The organism is Paenibacillus wynnii (genome assembly GCF_000757885.1).
GTDB classification, from domain to species: Bacteria; Bacillota; Bacilli; order Paenibacillales; family Paenibacillaceae; genus Paenibacillus_AQ; species Paenibacillus_AQ wynnii.
In genome coordinates this window covers 611,830-625,885 of sequence record NZ_JQCR01000002.1, presented here as the reverse complement: position 1 = coordinate 625,885, position 14,056 = coordinate 611,830, and the positions used below count along the sequence as shown (strand labels likewise).

General features: G+C 45.7%; 12 protein-coding genes. 7 read left to right on the top strand and 5 right to left on the bottom strand.

Annotated features, from left to right (window positions below; translation table 11 throughout):
- Positions 1-12 precede the first annotated feature (12 nt).
- Complete coding sequence (locus PWYN_RS05425) at positions 13-315, top strand: hypothetical protein (RefSeq protein WP_052087776.1); 303 nt, start codon at positions 13-15, stop codon at positions 313-315.
- A gap of 118 nt (positions 316-433) precedes the next feature.
- Here the strand turns inward: PWYN_RS05425 and PWYN_RS05420 are convergent, their stop codons facing one another.
- Both PWYN_RS05420 and PWYN_RS05415 read right to left on the bottom strand, forming a co-directional pair.
- Entirely contained in the window at positions 434-874 is a 441-nt protein-coding gene (locus tag PWYN_RS05420; RefSeq protein ID WP_036649257.1) for a DUF6376 family protein, read from the bottom strand.
- A gap of 81 nt (positions 875-955) precedes the next feature.
- Positions 956-1,915, bottom strand: a complete 960-nt coding sequence (locus PWYN_RS05415) for a DMT family transporter (RefSeq protein ID WP_052087775.1) — start codon at positions 1,913-1,915, stop codon at positions 956-958.
- A 107-nt stretch (positions 1,916-2,022) separates the two neighbouring features.
- Here PWYN_RS05415 and PWYN_RS05410 point away from each other — a divergent pair, with 107 nt between their 5' ends.
- Complete coding sequence (locus tag PWYN_RS05410; RefSeq protein ID WP_036649255.1) at positions 2,023-2,676, top strand: Crp/Fnr family transcriptional regulator; 654 nt, start codon at positions 2,023-2,025, stop codon at positions 2,674-2,676.
- A gap of 95 nt (positions 2,677-2,771) precedes the next feature.
- Here PWYN_RS05410 and PWYN_RS05405 read toward each other — a convergent pair whose 3' ends face one another.
- The 3 genes from PWYN_RS05405 to PWYN_RS05395 are packed head-to-tail and all read right to left on the bottom strand — an operon-like array spanning position 2,772 to position 6,042.
- A complete protein-coding gene (locus PWYN_RS05405; protein ID WP_036649252.1) occupies positions 2,772-3,665 on the bottom strand; it encodes a prephenate dehydrogenase dimerization domain-containing protein in 894 nt (297 codons plus the stop codon).
- Complete coding sequence (pabB, locus tag PWYN_RS05400) at positions 3,662-5,737, bottom strand: aminodeoxychorismate synthase component I (protein ID WP_036649249.1); 2,076 nt, start codon at positions 5,735-5,737, stop codon at positions 3,662-3,664. Before pabB ends, PWYN_RS05405 begins: the two co-directional genes overlap by 4 nt.
- Positions 5,737-6,042: a chorismate mutase family protein gene (locus PWYN_RS05395; RefSeq protein ID WP_036649247.1), complete on the bottom strand. Its 306-nt coding sequence runs from the start codon at positions 6,040-6,042 to the stop codon at positions 5,737-5,739. Before PWYN_RS05395 ends, pabB begins: the two co-directional genes overlap by 1 nt.
- 396 nt (positions 6,043-6,438) lie before the next feature.
- Between PWYN_RS05395 and PWYN_RS05390 the strand changes: the two genes are divergently transcribed.
- The 5 genes from PWYN_RS05390 to PWYN_RS30275 all read left to right on the top strand — a co-directional run bounded on the left by PWYN_RS05390 (position 6,439) and on the right by PWYN_RS30275 (position 13,611).
- Positions 6,439-7,842: a DHA2 family efflux MFS transporter permease subunit gene (locus tag PWYN_RS05390; protein ID WP_036649244.1), complete on the top strand. Its 1,404-nt coding sequence runs from the start codon at positions 6,439-6,441 to the stop codon at positions 7,840-7,842.
- Between the two features lie 45 nt (positions 7,843-7,887).
- The gene (locus PWYN_RS05385; protein ID WP_036649241.1) at positions 7,888-8,295 is read left to right on the top strand and encodes an RrF2 family transcriptional regulator; all 408 of its coding nucleotides are present in this window, start codon (positions 7,888-7,890) and stop codon (positions 8,293-8,295) included.
- A gap of 115 nt (positions 8,296-8,410) precedes the next feature.
- Positions 8,411-9,313, top strand: a complete 903-nt coding sequence (locus PWYN_RS05380) for a class I SAM-dependent methyltransferase (RefSeq protein ID WP_036649238.1) — start codon at positions 8,411-8,413, stop codon at positions 9,311-9,313.
- A gap of 155 nt (positions 9,314-9,468) precedes the next feature.
- Complete coding sequence (locus tag PWYN_RS05375; RefSeq protein WP_338049192.1) at positions 9,469-10,497, top strand: LacI family DNA-binding transcriptional regulator; 1,029 nt, start codon at positions 9,469-9,471, stop codon at positions 10,495-10,497.
- A 189-nt stretch (positions 10,498-10,686) separates the two neighbouring features.
- The gene (locus PWYN_RS30275; protein WP_036649234.1) at positions 10,687-13,611 is read left to right on the top strand and encodes a DUF4832 domain-containing protein; all 2,925 of its coding nucleotides are present in this window, start codon (positions 10,687-10,689) and stop codon (positions 13,609-13,611) included.
- Positions 13,612-14,056 lie beyond the last annotated feature (445 nt).

The window sequence follows — 14,056 nt, the reverse complement described above, 5'->3', positions numbered from 1 at the left end:
AAAGCTCTGGTGATGCTTATTTGTTCCCTGGCCCTAGTCTCCTGCGATGCCATTACCGCGCAAAAGATTACCAATACTGGCTCAAGCTCCTTTCAGGGTATGAATGGCGGGGGGCGTAACGGTGCTCCCGGAATGGGAAATTCCATGCGTGGCATGATGAATGCTGATCTTACAGGGAAAGTCTTATCCGTGAGTGGGAATACCGTCACTGTGGAGATCGTTGAACAAAGTAAGAGCAAAGATAATAACAATAATCAAATCCAAGGTGGATTTGCGGGTGGGGACATGGAGTGGAGCGATACCGGCGAACAGTAAACACGGAAACGGTTGAACGAATCACTGTGGTAAACGCAAGGAAATAATTCATATCTGCCAAGCAATGAAATAAGCGCCAAAGTATGTGCTGCTATACTTTGAGCGCTTATTTACGTTATTATCCCGGGATTAGCTGGGTGATCTGGTTCAATAACTCGTTAATTTGGTTTATAGTATCGGGAATGCCTGTCGATTCGAAGGCTGCTTTTCCTTCTTCCAGGTTGGTTATTGCTTGATCCAGACCTTGCTGCAGCTTTTCATTATATCCCACTATGGATTGGTGCAGGTCTGTTGCATACTCCGGTACCTGAAGCTTTGCATATTGGGTGACTTGTTCTTTCAGTGCAACAAGTCTATCCGTTAATGCCTTCCTACTCTGTAGGTCTGTGGCAGCATTGGCAGCTAGCGTATCCATCTCTTGCCCGAACTCCGTCAAGGTTTGCATATAAGAAGCTGTATCGGTGGCGAAATTAACACTGCTTCCCACCTTTTCCGCAAACCCGCAACTCGGCATAACCAGCAAGATGAATAGCAGCAGACTTAATCTGTATTTCTTCATTCGCTTCACTCCTCTTAGTTATCGTGTGTGCCAGTTTACTGTAGTTAATACGGGCTGAGTCGCACAAGGTTGCGTGAGCATTCACCCGATGGTATTTTTCACCCTTACTGGTTCGTTTCGTGCTTCGGATCGTTTAGGTCTAAGATGAACTCTCTCTTTCGGTGCCTTTGTAAGTGTAATACCGGTCGACAGGATAAACGCAAATCCCAATAGATCTATGATTTCAAAGGTTTCATTAAGCCACACGGCGGAAAGTAAGGTAGCGATCACCGGTTCTATCGAAGATAAAAGGCTTGCTTGAGTGGCTCCAATTCTCTTAATACCTTCCAAATATAATGTATAGGACAATACCGTTCCAAATAATATAATGATGCCCATTGCAATGTAGGCCTGTGAATTATGGATGCCATTAGAATTCCAGGGTCTAAAAATCAATATAAGAACAACACCGCCTACTAACATTCCCCATCCTGCAACTACGAGAGTACTAAATTTCCTCATTAGTCGTTGCGGCTGGATACTATAAATACCAAAGGTAACAGCACTCAATAATCCCCAGGTCAATGATTGCCAGGAAATGTATAATGAATGTATATCACCGTGTGTAGCCACAACAAAAATTCCTATTGTAACAAGGCATACAGAAACAATTTCAAATCGTGCAGGCTTTCTTTTTGTTGCAATTACAGTATAAATAATAATAAAAATCGGGCTAGTATAACTTATAAAGGTCGCAGTTGCAGCATTTGAGGCAGCTACAGATGAAAAATACGAATATTGACATAATGCAGTTCCGAATATTGCGAAAATAATAATATCCTTAATGTCGTTTTTTTCTGTCCATACAGCAAATATATCATGGCCCTTTATTATATGTAGTAAGAGCAGGATCACACCTGCACAAATGAGTCTAACGGATACTAACCACTCGGAAGTTAACTGATGGTATTGAAAAAGATATTGCCCACATACACCTGATAGTGCCCAACATGTACCTCCTAATATCGAAAATAAATAACCTAATTGTCTACTTCTTTGCATGTATATCCCCCAATTCAAGATTTGAATATATATCAAAAAATAACATAAAGTGTATTCGTTCAATGTAGCATATGCTACAATCTAGTAAATTTAATCGGGAGGGTAAAATGGTATCTATAAAGGTTCCTGAGTCTTTGTATAGTTATTTTGAGCAGGCTGGGAGTAGTATTAGTATCCACTCGGGAGAGCATATCTACATGCAGGGAGACCACGCTAACCGCTTGTATCTGATAACAAAAGGACGAGTGAGAGTATACTACTTATCAAAGGAAGGCGAGGAATTGACGCTTGAGATTGTGGAAAAGGGGCGAATTTTCGGTGAATCTTCATTTTTATATCAAGCAACGAGACAAACGACGGTAGATGCAGTTAATGAGGTAGAGTTAGTTTCATGTACTTTAGAACATTTATTTCCTTTTCTTAGTCAATCCCAAGAGCTTACTGTAACCCTTTTTCAACTGCTATCCAATACATGTAGTCATTTGTCTCACCAGTTAAAACGTTCCACCTTTTATAACCGTTATGAAAAAGTAGCTAGTTTTCTATTGGACGAAACGGCTTATCCAAATAAAGATAAGGGAATTAGTGAAAAATGCATACCTTATTCACATGAGGAACTAGCGGTTTGTCTTGGATTAAATCGGGTAACGGTGACCAAGGTTTTGAATGATTTCAAGCAAAAAGGGTGGATAGACTTGCAGTATAAAAAAATAATAATTACTAATCGTGCGGCATTAGGTGAGCTTATAACATCTGTTTGATAACGATAAGGTAATATGTCAAAGAACTGCATTGGAACTCATGCAGTTCTTTGTTCGTGATTAAGTAGAGTATCTTAATAGAATTATAGTTAATTTTACTGTGTTGCTGATTGCGATCCGTTGAAGATCAGTGCACAGAGGTCTTGATATGATGTTATTTCGTTACCCAAAACCTCACGAGTCTCACTCAATAAATCAATGAAATCATCCAAAGCGGACTCGTTTGTGGTCAACGCATTCAGTCGATGGATAGCATTAACCAACGCAATACGCGCCATGGACGCTTGTTGATTCGCAGTTTGGACATCCCAGTATACCTCTGGTGTTCCGGAACTTATTCGTGCTAACAGTGCAAGCATAGTAGAATGTGGAGGCGGTGCAAGTAAACTTAGTTTCGCAATATCGACATTGAGAGTAGAGAGCGCTAATCCAAAGGAAATTATACTTGCATGAGTGAGCGCTTGCATAGCCGCCACCAATTGGTCGTGTTCCTCGGCATCTATTCGTACAACACGTGCCCCAACATCCGATAATAATTGGAGTAGTTCAGCCACACGAGGACCCTCATTATGGATGATGGCAGCGACCGGACGGCCCACGATACTTAAGTTAGGTGCAAACATGGGGTTCAGACCGACCACCTCTAGGGAAATTCCCAAATAATCGATCTTCGTTGCTATGGGTAACTGTACCGAAAGAGTGTGTGCGAGCAGGGATTCAGGTTTCATCAGATTGCTTACAATGGCTAAAGCATTCATTGCGACTCTCTCTGGTAACGCTAAAATCACCATGTCAGCCATTCTTATGACTGATATTGCCGCAGGAGTTGGCGAGGTGATATCGCATTGTAATAGCTCAAAATTTACAATCAAATAATTCTGGTCGATCAGGCAAACTTCTACACCAGCCTCTGCCAAAAGGGTTGCAAACATGCCGCCAATACCACCGGTTCCACCAACTATAACGCAGCGACGAATCATCTGGCTCATAATGAATCCACTAATACAGCGAGATCTATAGTATCGACACTCGACATTGCGATTGCTGAAATCATAGCCCGCGCCTTAATTTGTGTCTCTTCAAATTCCTCTTCTGGATCTGATAATGCGGTAATAGCTCCACCAACCCCAAATGTAACCTTATCTTTACTGACGATGATGGTGCGAATGACGATACTGAGGTCTGCGGCACCATTTAATGCAAACCACCCAATCCCTCCTGAATAGACACCACGAGCCCCTCTTTCTAGACGATCAATGATTTCCATCGTACGAATTTTTGGAGCACCCGTCATCGATCCACCAGGAAACGCTGCTTGCAAGCAATCTACCGTTGATTTATCAGGATGTATAATGCCTCGAATCGTTGAGATTAACTGATGTACAGGCTTATAGGTCTCGACATAGAACATTTGAGGAACATGAACTGAGTTGTCTGCACAAACTGTGTTTAGGTCATTGCGAACGAGATCTACAATCATCAGGTTCTCAGCACGATCTTTTTCCTGATTAAGCAATTCATTACGTAACTGTTCATCCTCAGAAGCAGTGGCTCCACGTTTGCGTGTACCTTTGATTGGTTTAGATTCAACGACACGTTCTTTGTTAATAGTTAGGAACTTCTCTGGGGAGGCACTAAGTACAGCCACATCTGGAAATTGTAAAAATGCACCATAGGGAACCGGACTTATGCGTCGTAAATGAGAATAGGTAGCCCATGGATTGATGGAAGTTTGTACCGTAGCCATGTTTGTTAGACAGATTTCGTAGGATTCACCATTTCGTATCTCCTCCTTGCACTCATTAATTAATTGAATGTAGGAATCATGGTCATGGCGAAACTTGATGGTCAAATGGTGATCGGGCACCGTCGTGAGCACTGATGATTTGTCTTGATCATTTACATCTGGAGGCAATTTAGTTAAACGTTGCTCCATAGAATCGAACCAAGCAACTGCCTCATGATTATCTCCACCAACCGAGAGGCATACCAAATAAGTTGTTTTTTCGAGATGATCGAGGACAACTGTCCGATCTGCAAAAAGGAGTGCTGCATCTGGGGCATCGGATTGATTCTGAATGCTTCCACAGGTCTCAGCTTTAAGTTCATAACCAATGTATCCGACATAGCCGAGATTAAAATCAAAAGGTAGACCTTCCGGTGATGTTGTAGAGCGCAGTCGCATTTGTTCATCAAGATAATCAAAGAATGGCTGTTGAACGGATAAGGGTTCTTGGCCACTGCGGTGTATGTTAACTACTCCTTCGCTAACCCGATACGTAATATACTCAGCTTGTGCACCGTTACCATCACCGAGGTATGAAAAACGTGATAAACCTTCAATAACACTACTACTATCTAACCAAAATGCATGTTTAGAATTGGAGAATAATTCTCGGAAAGTTACTTCAGCATCAGGAAAAGTCTCCAGTTTACGAACATGAACTTGGTAGTTTTCTTGATTTGAGCCTGGAGAATGATTAAGGGTTAGGTTACGAAAATTGGACAGCAATTCTTTCCCGAATTCACTACAGATGGATTCAGGGTGGAACTGCACACCCCAAATGGGAAAGGAACGATGTCGTAGACCCATCACTAAGCCATCCTCGCTCCACGCGATAGCTTCCAAGTTTTCACTTAATTCAGTTGCAACAAGTGAATGGTATCTCACAACGGAGAAAGGAGAGGGGAGACCAGCAAAAATGTCTATTTCTGTATGACAGACAGTCGATACACGTCCATGCATAGGTTCAGGAGCGTGAATAACACGACTTCCGAACACATGTGCAATACCCTGGTGACCCAGACATACTCCTAAAACCGGTAGCCCTGAATGGAGTATCGCAGTAGGACAAATGCCAAAGTCCTCCACTCTGTCTGGTCTGCCTGGCCCTGGGGAGATAATGATGTTATCTATCTCTTCCAGTGGAATTGTCTCCCAATCTACATCATTTCGAACAACTATTGGAGGTTTACCATTTACCTCACTAATCAACTGATATAAATTGTAAGTAAATGAATCATAATTGTCGATTAGGAGTGTTTGAATCTCTTTTGACATCAATTATGTCCTCCTGTAATCGTATTGCCGATGACGACATCTTCAACCCGGCAGGTCTCAGAAATGATGAGTGTATAGAGTTGTCGCAAAAAATCTGGACTGATACGATGTGCTTCAGCATAGCGAGCCGCTCGTTCTTGGACAAAGTTGATCCTACTTGGCTGCATCATGGGGATATTATGCTCACGCTTATGCAAGGCAATTTGAACACAACAATCGAGACGTGCCTTCATATTGTCCAATAATTGCTCATCGATCTTATCAAGTTCCATACGTAAGGCCTTAAGCCCATTATCTGTTACCATAAGATACGCTCCTCTTTGTATAATGAAATATTTTTATATATACAAGCTGGCCAGCAGTGTATTCATTATAGAAACTACTTATATAACAAAAAATTGAAATGATACAAAAAAGTCCCTCGTAATACAGTTACTTATACTACGGTAACATCCGAATTTTGTAAATAACTTTTCTATCATACGTTAATGCGAAGCAGTACTACAGTGGGCGCTATAAGTTGTAACAACTAACAACCGTTTGTCGGAGGGAGGAAAACCATTACGTTCTTGACATATCCCTTAATCGCGTATATTATAGATACATTAAGTCCTTGATTGATTTTGCGTTATTTATTGTTTCAATTACGGATATTATATATCTTTAATGTATCTTAATTTGGGGGTGGAAGCGAGGTTGCCATGAAACAAATAACACCAACACGACCGGGGCTGATCGTCGCTTCTCTGGTAATCGCCAATTTTCTGGCTCAGCTGATGCAGACGATGCTGAACACGGCACTGCCACGGATGATGACGGATTTGGGAATTCAGGAGGACAAGGGGCAATGGCTGATCACGGTTTATTTTCTTGTAGCGGGCATCGTGGTGCCGGTGGCGGGATTTTTACTCGGGAGATTCTCTACAAGAGCCCTGTTCTTCGCTTCTGGGGCTGCCTTTATTACCGGTACACTGCTGGCAGCCGTTTCTGCAGATTTTGCTCTGGTGCTCAGCGGAAGGTTGATTCAGGGGGCGGGGGCCGGACTGCTGATGCCGCTGTTCCAAACGACGATTCTAAGAGTGTTCCCCAAAGAAAAAATCGGCTTGGCTATGGGTCTGGTAGGCCTGGTCATGGGACTTGCGCCTGCGCTTGGGCCGGCCCTGTCGGGGTTAGTGGTGGAGCATCATTCCTGGCGAATTCTGTTTTATGGCGTACTTCCGGTAGCGATGGCCAATCTGGTACTCGCCTGGTTTACCCTGCGGAATGTCGGCGAACGGAGCGAGGCACGGCTTGATCTTAGATCCGTCATGTATTCCTCTTTAGGATTTGCAGGTCTGATGTATGGTTTAAGTACGGCTGGGGATCAAGGAGGATCCGCTTTATTTTCATGGGCCGTTCTGCTTGCCGGATCCGGTATGATCGCCGTGTTTATAGGGCGCCAGCTTAAACTATCGGAACCTTTGCTGGATTTTCGTCTGTTCCGTTACCGCATGTTTACACATGCTTCGGTCATCGGGGTGATTTTGTTTTTTGTCATGATTGGGGTGGAACTGTTTCTGCCGCTGTATGCACAGAAGGTGAGGGGGCTGACGCCGCGAGAGTCGGGACTGATGCTGTTGCCGGGTGCGCTGCTGATGGGGATCTCAGGACTTTGTTCGGGAAGACTTTACGATCGTTTTGGCGCGAGGATGCTCACCCGGATTTCTTTTCTCTGCATGACCGTTACACTATTGCTTCTGGCCGTCATGATCCCGCTGGAGCCTCCGTTTCTGCTGTTAATGCTACTGTTCGCGCTGTTTATGATTGAGATTGGCTTTATTATGTCTCCAATTACTGCGTTTACCATGACTCAAGTTCCGGCGAACATGATCAAGCATGCTTCTCCGATGACGATTACGCTTCGTTCGTTAAGCGGTTCGATGAGCGGGGTGGTGCTTGTGTCTGTGATGACTTCCGTATCGCTTGATCATACAACTGTTCTTTCGGGAGGGTTGATGCTAGGGATTCAGCTTGTATTTTGGATACTCGCGGCTATGGCTGGTCTTGGATTTGTTCTTACATTCCTGCTCAATGAGAGCGTCAAACTTGACGATTCCGGGAAATAAAAGCTATTATGGATGAATAAAGTCTTTGATCGGAGTGGATGTTTCGTGAAGTATTCCAAAGCAACGAATTATGCCCTGCATACGATGCTGTTTCTGGTAGCTTCGGCTCCAGATAAGCCCATTGGGGTACAGATGCTTGCGGCCAAGCAGGATGTGTCGCCAACCTATTTGTCCAAAATCCTGACAAAGTTGGTGAAGGCGGGACTCATCGAATCGGCGTCTGGTGCCAACGGTGGATACAGGCTCAAACGGAAAAAAGAAGAGATTTCGTTCCTCGACATCATCCATGCAATTGAAGGGACGGCGTCCTTGTTCGATTGTTCGCTGAATCACCCGTCCGAGTGCCTGATCCAGCGGGAAATGGTGGAGGCCGAGCAGCAAATGGAGAATTATTTGCGTAATAAAAAGCTGTCCGAGCTTGCAGCAAACCTAGAGGAAGGGGCACACCGTTAATAACGGTGTGCCGTCCGTGAGTCATATTTTTTATAGCCTAATTGTAGATATAACAAGTCTATTAAGTCTTTGATTGCTGCAGAGAAAGATCATAATAAGAGAGGAATGAACGAATATGACACAGGATTTATTTAATGTACAGGTATGGGAACAGGCTTGGAAAGCGGATCCAAAGGCCATGGGCAACAAAATGAAACGAATGGGGATCGACTTTGCCCACAGTTTCGATCATAAAGCGAAGGCTTTTAATGAAGAGGTATTTAGTGAAGCGGGGAGGCGCCGGGCTGAGCGGATCGTCGGTTGGAACGAAGGGCAGGGCGTTGATTTTGGTGGACTTTCGGTGCTGGATATCGGTGCGGCTTCAGGGGGATTTTCCGTTCCTTTTGCAGAGCGTGGAGCAAGCGTAACGGCTGTTGAACCGTGCATTCCCTTGGTGGAATTACTTGAAGCCAATACTGCGGAGCTTAACCGGGATCGGGTGAGAGTAAGCATTGTGCCGGAGGCATTTGAGGATATCGACTTGGCGGACAGAGGTTGGGAGCAGGCCTTTGACCTGGTTTTCGTGTCCATGTGTCCGACGATCGTCGATTGGGACAGTGTGGAGAGAGTTCTAAGCTGCGCGCGCCAGTTCTGTTACATCAGTTTACCAGCGGGCGGATCACAGCACAGTCTCATGAACGAGGTGCTGCCGCTGCTTCCCGTCCGGAAGAGCGGGGCGGAAGCTTCGGATATGGCATATCTCCTGCATCTGCTCTATCTGAAGGGATATTCCTATGAATCAATCGTGACCCGGGAGATGAAGACCACGGAACTCTCCCCGGAAGCAGCGATCGAAGAGGTAATGGCGGTGCTGCAGAATCATCATGCGGTGCCGAACGAAGCTTCACGGAAGATCGTTACCGATTATGTACGCCGTACCTATGGGGACGGACCCGTGACGATAAGCCAAGGCGGGCGATTTGGCAAGGTGCTGATCCGGCTCAAGGAGCAGAATATGTACAGCTGGGTAAAGGTGTAAATAGGCGGTAGATCACGACGATAAAACTCCTTTCCAGCTTGTCTAACCACAAGTTCTGGAGAGGAGTTTTTATTATGGCTGGGTTACTCATCATGATTGACTGGATATGCTAATAAACGCTATAATTTCTTTGTTGTGCAAAAAGTTTCGTAGGGATTGGAGGGGTACATATCAAACTTAAAGAAATCGCAAAAAAGGCAAACGTTTCGATTAGTACAGTGTCCAGGATTATAAACAATCAAGGCAATTTCAGTGAGGAGACTCGCAGGAAAGTTTTGGGAATTGCCAATGAACATTTAAAACCGGGTGTCTCTCCCTCCGAGCTGGCAGGCATCCCCTATATTATAGCCGTAATCGTGCCAGGCAATAATGATTTCTTCGATAATGACCCGTCTACCTCTGCCGATTTAAATCACCTAAAGGAAGAATTTGAAGCATACGGTCATCAGATTAATATTATGAAACACAGCACAGACTTGCAGTCCTCTCCAGCATATAAGCTTTTGGGCGAGGGGAAAGTAGACGCAGCTATCATATTTGACCCCTTTGTCAATGACAAGTTGTTTGAAGAGCTTGAGAGACTCGGAATTCCGTATTTGCTTACGAATGGAAGAACCTATAAGAGCGGTCACAACTATATTGACTATGATAACCGTAAAGGCGCTTATGAGGTGATTCAATATTTGCATGGATTGGGTCATCAGAAAATCGGGATTATTGCGGGGCCTAAAAATCATCTGGTGAATGTAAACCGTCTCGACGGATGCAAAGATGCATTTCACGATTTTAAGCTCCCATGGGTTGAAAGCAATGTCGTAATGGGAGCATTTGATCCTGCTCATGGATATGAGGCAGTGAAGCAATTGATGATAGAAGAACCGTCTATAACCGCGATTTTTACGTTGAATGACATCATTGCCTTTGGGGCGATTAAGGGCTTGGCCGAGCTGAACATCCGTATACCTAGGGATGTCTCCTTAGTTGGTTTTGATGATTTGAAGCTATCGGAGTTCATGGTTCCGCCTTTAACGACCGTTCGAAGGTTCAGATACGATATTAGCTCCATCATTGTGAAAGTACTTACAGAATTGATCAAGAACAAAAATATTGCGGAAGTCAGCATCAGTTTAAAGACTGAGCTGATCGTACGAGAATCATGCGCCAGAGTGTTAAGCAAGGTTTAAGACTACGAAAAATTACGAAATAGCCGTCTCTCAGATCTCATTACAGTCTGTGGACGGTTATTTGGCGTTTGAAATTACATTCGGGATTATTTTGATTGACGGAACTAACGATGTTAGAATATACTCTAGACGCAAATAATTTGCGCAAATTATTTGTGCAAACTTTAAAAAACATAGGAGGGATGATTGATGAAAAGTAGTTTTTCGAAGCCGCTTATGAAAGCGTTTACCATTTTATTATCTTTTATTTTACTAACTGGAGGTTCATGGGCGGTAGCATTACTTGATTCGGCGTCAGCAGCCGTCGGTCCGATCACTGTGAATCTGACGGAAACGCAAGAGGCTTTTAAAAACCCCTTAAAGGGATTCAGGCCTACTCGGTTCATGAATGACACCGGGTTCTCGAATCAGGAATATGGAACTGTGTTCAAACACTACATCAAATACACAGATTTGGAAAACGCAGCGTCGGATTCCGTTCAGAAGATCAAGGATTGGAGTAATACGGCTTGGGCAGGCATTGAAAGTCAAAATAAAAAGGTGATTCCCCGCGTGTTCATCGTGTATCCGAACGGGGGGGAATATTGGCCGGAAGGCGTCACCCATGGAGATGTAACGACGCAATGGACGTCAGATGTATTAAAAAATCGTCTGACAGCTTTCATCCAGAAGCTTGGTCAAGCCTGGGACAATGATCCGAGAGTGGCCTATATCGAGCTCGGACTTTGGGGGAATTGGGGAGAACATCATATCTGGCCGGATAAGCTTGCCGACGGAACAGACCGGATTCCGCTCAGCTTTCAGACAGCGTTAGGCAACGCCGCGGCGCAAGCTTTTCAGAACAAAAAGGTTCAGGTAAGGTATCCCGATACATTCCAGAATTTCAACTTTGGATTCCTGTGGGATTCTTTCGCATTAATCGATGATCTGGCAGGAGGGGAAGGCATTACTGCAAGAAATGTCTGGAGAACGCAGGTCAACGGCGGTGAGGTAGCCTATGATTGGGGACAGAAGGAGATCCAGCCCGGTGATTCACCGAATGATACATTAAGCGATCCGAACCATCGGAACTACGTCATCGATTGGATCAAAAAGACGCATACAACCAGCCTCGGATGGATAGATCTGTACGATGCCGGTAATTCCGCCGTTTCGCAGGGTGCGGCGTTGATGCAGAAGGAATTCGGCTATCGGTTCGTCATCAATCAGGCGACTTTTTCTGGCAGCGTACAGCCCGGCGGGTCGATGAACGTAGCCTTTCAAGTTGTGAACAAAGGGTCGGCGCCATTCTATTATAATTGGCCTGTGGAAGCCAGCTTGCTGAGAAGCGATCGTACCGTGGCCTGGAAAGGTATTTTTAGCAACGTGGACATTCGGAATTGGATGCCGGGCGACGATTGGAACAGCTCGACACGCCGATATAATCAAGCCCCGGCAGTACAGCAGGTTTCTGGTACATTCGCTATTCCCTCCAATTTGACGGCGGGAACTTACACTTTGGCACTTTCTATTCTTGACCCTTACGGTTATAAGCCAAGCGTCAGATTTGCCAATACCAACTATTATGCCGGAGGCAGAACACCGCTTGGTAAAGTGGGGATCGGTATGGACCCTGCGAATCAGAATATCGCACCTTTCGACAGTCTGAAGCCGGACAATACGCTTTCGTACAGCCTGACTCAAACACCATATGACGGCGGGTACAGTGGCGGAGGAAGCACGGATACCCAGGCGCCGAGCGTCCCGGGAAATCTGGCTGTGAGCGGAAAGACCTCGAGCAGCATCAGTCTGACGTGGTCGGCTTCAACCGACAACGTAGGTGTAACCGGTTATGATATTTACCGCGGCGGCGCTCTGGCAGGCTCTGCGACCGCAACTTCCTTTACGGATACCGGGTTAAGCGCAAATACGAGCTACAGCTACACGGTCAGAGCCAAGGATGAGAGTGGGAATGTATCGGGTCCAAGCAGCTCCGTCAGTGCGACCACCAACGCTTCCGGAGGCGGTACTTTGACGTCATACGAAGCGGAGGCCACAAACAACACACTAACCGGAGCAGCGGCAGTTTCCGCAAGCACTTCGTCTTCGGGCGGTTCGAAAGTAGGGTATGTGGGAAACAATGACGGCACATTACAATTCAACGGCATCAATGTATCGGCACCGGGAACTTATACAATGACGATATCATACCTTAGCGGCGAGGCCCGTTCCGCGCAATTGCGTGTAAACGGAGGGTCGCCTTCCACGGTCAATCTACCCAGCACAGGGAGCTGGACTACGGTTGGCACCGTACAGACACAGATTCAGCTGAATGCAGGCAACAACACGATCCATTTCTCCAATCCGACAGGATGGGCGCCCGATTTTGACCGTATTCAGATTAGCGGCGGCAGTGTCGGCGATACGCAAGCGCCAACTGCTCCGGCGAATTTGAGCGTATCTGGTAAAACATCAAGCACCGTAAGCTTGACATGGAGCGCTTCGACGGACAATATCGGAGTTGCGCAGTATGTGATCTACAGAAACGGGAATGAAACGGGCACATCTGCTGCGACCAGCTTTACGGACAGTGGCTTAAATTCCAACACGGCCTATACGTATACCGTCAAAGCAAGGGACGCAGCGGGCAATCTGTCGGCAGCCAGCGTAGGGATTAATGTAACGACTATTGCCGGAGGAACGAACAGCTTGCTTCTGGATAACTTCGACAATTCACCGGTCTGGCCGGGAACGAACGATCTCGGCCAATGGTCCAGCGCCAACAGTTTTGTAAACAATGTAGGTGTCATTGAATCCGGTGCTTTAAAGCTTCAATACAACAACAACGGATGGCTTGGCTCTACGGTCAGCGAGAGCATAGGGAGCTACTCGAAGCTGGTGATTCGCATCAAAGGCGCAAGCGGAGGTGAACAGAACCATATTCAGCTCACGATCGGCGGAGTGACTCAAACACTTGCGGCTTTCAGCGGGGATGCGATAACAACCGGCTACAAGGATATTGCAATTGATTTGGTGGCGAAAGGTGTGAACCGTATCAGCCCCGGACAGCTGGAAATGTCATTCTGGCATGGAGGCAACAGCACAGTCTGGATCGATGAGATTCGTTTCGAATAATCTAGGCCTGTAACGCCGGGCGGCGACTCTCCATTTTTGGAGGGTCGCTGCCCGGATTTTTTAGTTTACGGAAGAAGGCGCAGTTCGTCACTCCATTCATAGTGGATGGATCTGGGTGAACTGATTCGCATGGTCTGGTGAAGTGGATGGTTCACGCTAACGGACTGGAGTGCACTTATTAGTGTCTTTTCCTCTTGTTAGAGGAAGTTTATGGACACCAGCGCTACTATTTCTCCGTTTTAGGTGTATTCGGAATGCGATGAGAGCGGATAGAGTCATCTGAGTCCGCAAGAAAGCAAAAACGTGGATTTTACTCCAAATAGCGCCTCCTGAGTCCGTGAGGAATCAACAAACTCGCTTCAGGGGATTAAATAAAATTTGGACTGGGGGGCGATTGGAACAACGTTTTGTTTGCGGGTCCCCATGCATGCGATACCGTGATCCT

Excerpts from the sequence above, each read along its gene's own strand:
- PWYN_RS05395 (WP_036649247.1), bottom strand. The coding sequence starts at position 6,042 with ATGGTAACAGATAATGGGCTTAAGGCCTTACGTATGGAACTTGATAAG.
- pabB (WP_036649249.1), bottom strand. The coding sequence starts at position 5,737 with ATGTCAAAAGAGATTCAAACACTCCTAATCGACAATTATGATTCATTT.
- PWYN_RS05410 (WP_036649255.1), top strand. The coding sequence starts at position 2,023 with ATGGTATCTATAAAGGTTCCTGAGTCTTTGTATAGTTATTTTGAGCAG.
- PWYN_RS05405 (WP_036649252.1), bottom strand. The coding sequence starts at position 3,665 with ATGAGCCAGATGATTCGTCGCTGCGTTATAGTTGGTGGAACCGGTGGT.
- PWYN_RS05415 (WP_052087775.1), bottom strand. The coding sequence starts at position 1,915 with ATGCAAAGAAGTAGACAATTAGGTTATTTATTTTCGATATTAGGAGGT.
- PWYN_RS05390 (WP_036649244.1), top strand. The coding sequence starts at position 6,439 with ATGAAACAAATAACACCAACACGACCGGGGCTGATCGTCGCTTCTCTG.
- PWYN_RS05420 (WP_036649257.1), bottom strand. The coding sequence starts at position 874 with ATGAAGAAATACAGATTAAGTCTGCTGCTATTCATCTTGCTGGTTATG.
- PWYN_RS05380 (WP_036649238.1), top strand. The coding sequence starts at position 8,411 with ATGACACAGGATTTATTTAATGTACAGGTATGGGAACAGGCTTGGAAA.
- PWYN_RS30275 (WP_036649234.1), top strand. The coding sequence starts at position 10,687 with ATGAAAAGTAGTTTTTCGAAGCCGCTTATGAAAGCGTTTACCATTTTA.
- PWYN_RS05425 (WP_052087776.1), top strand. The coding sequence starts at position 13 with ATGCTTATTTGTTCCCTGGCCCTAGTCTCCTGCGATGCCATTACCGCG.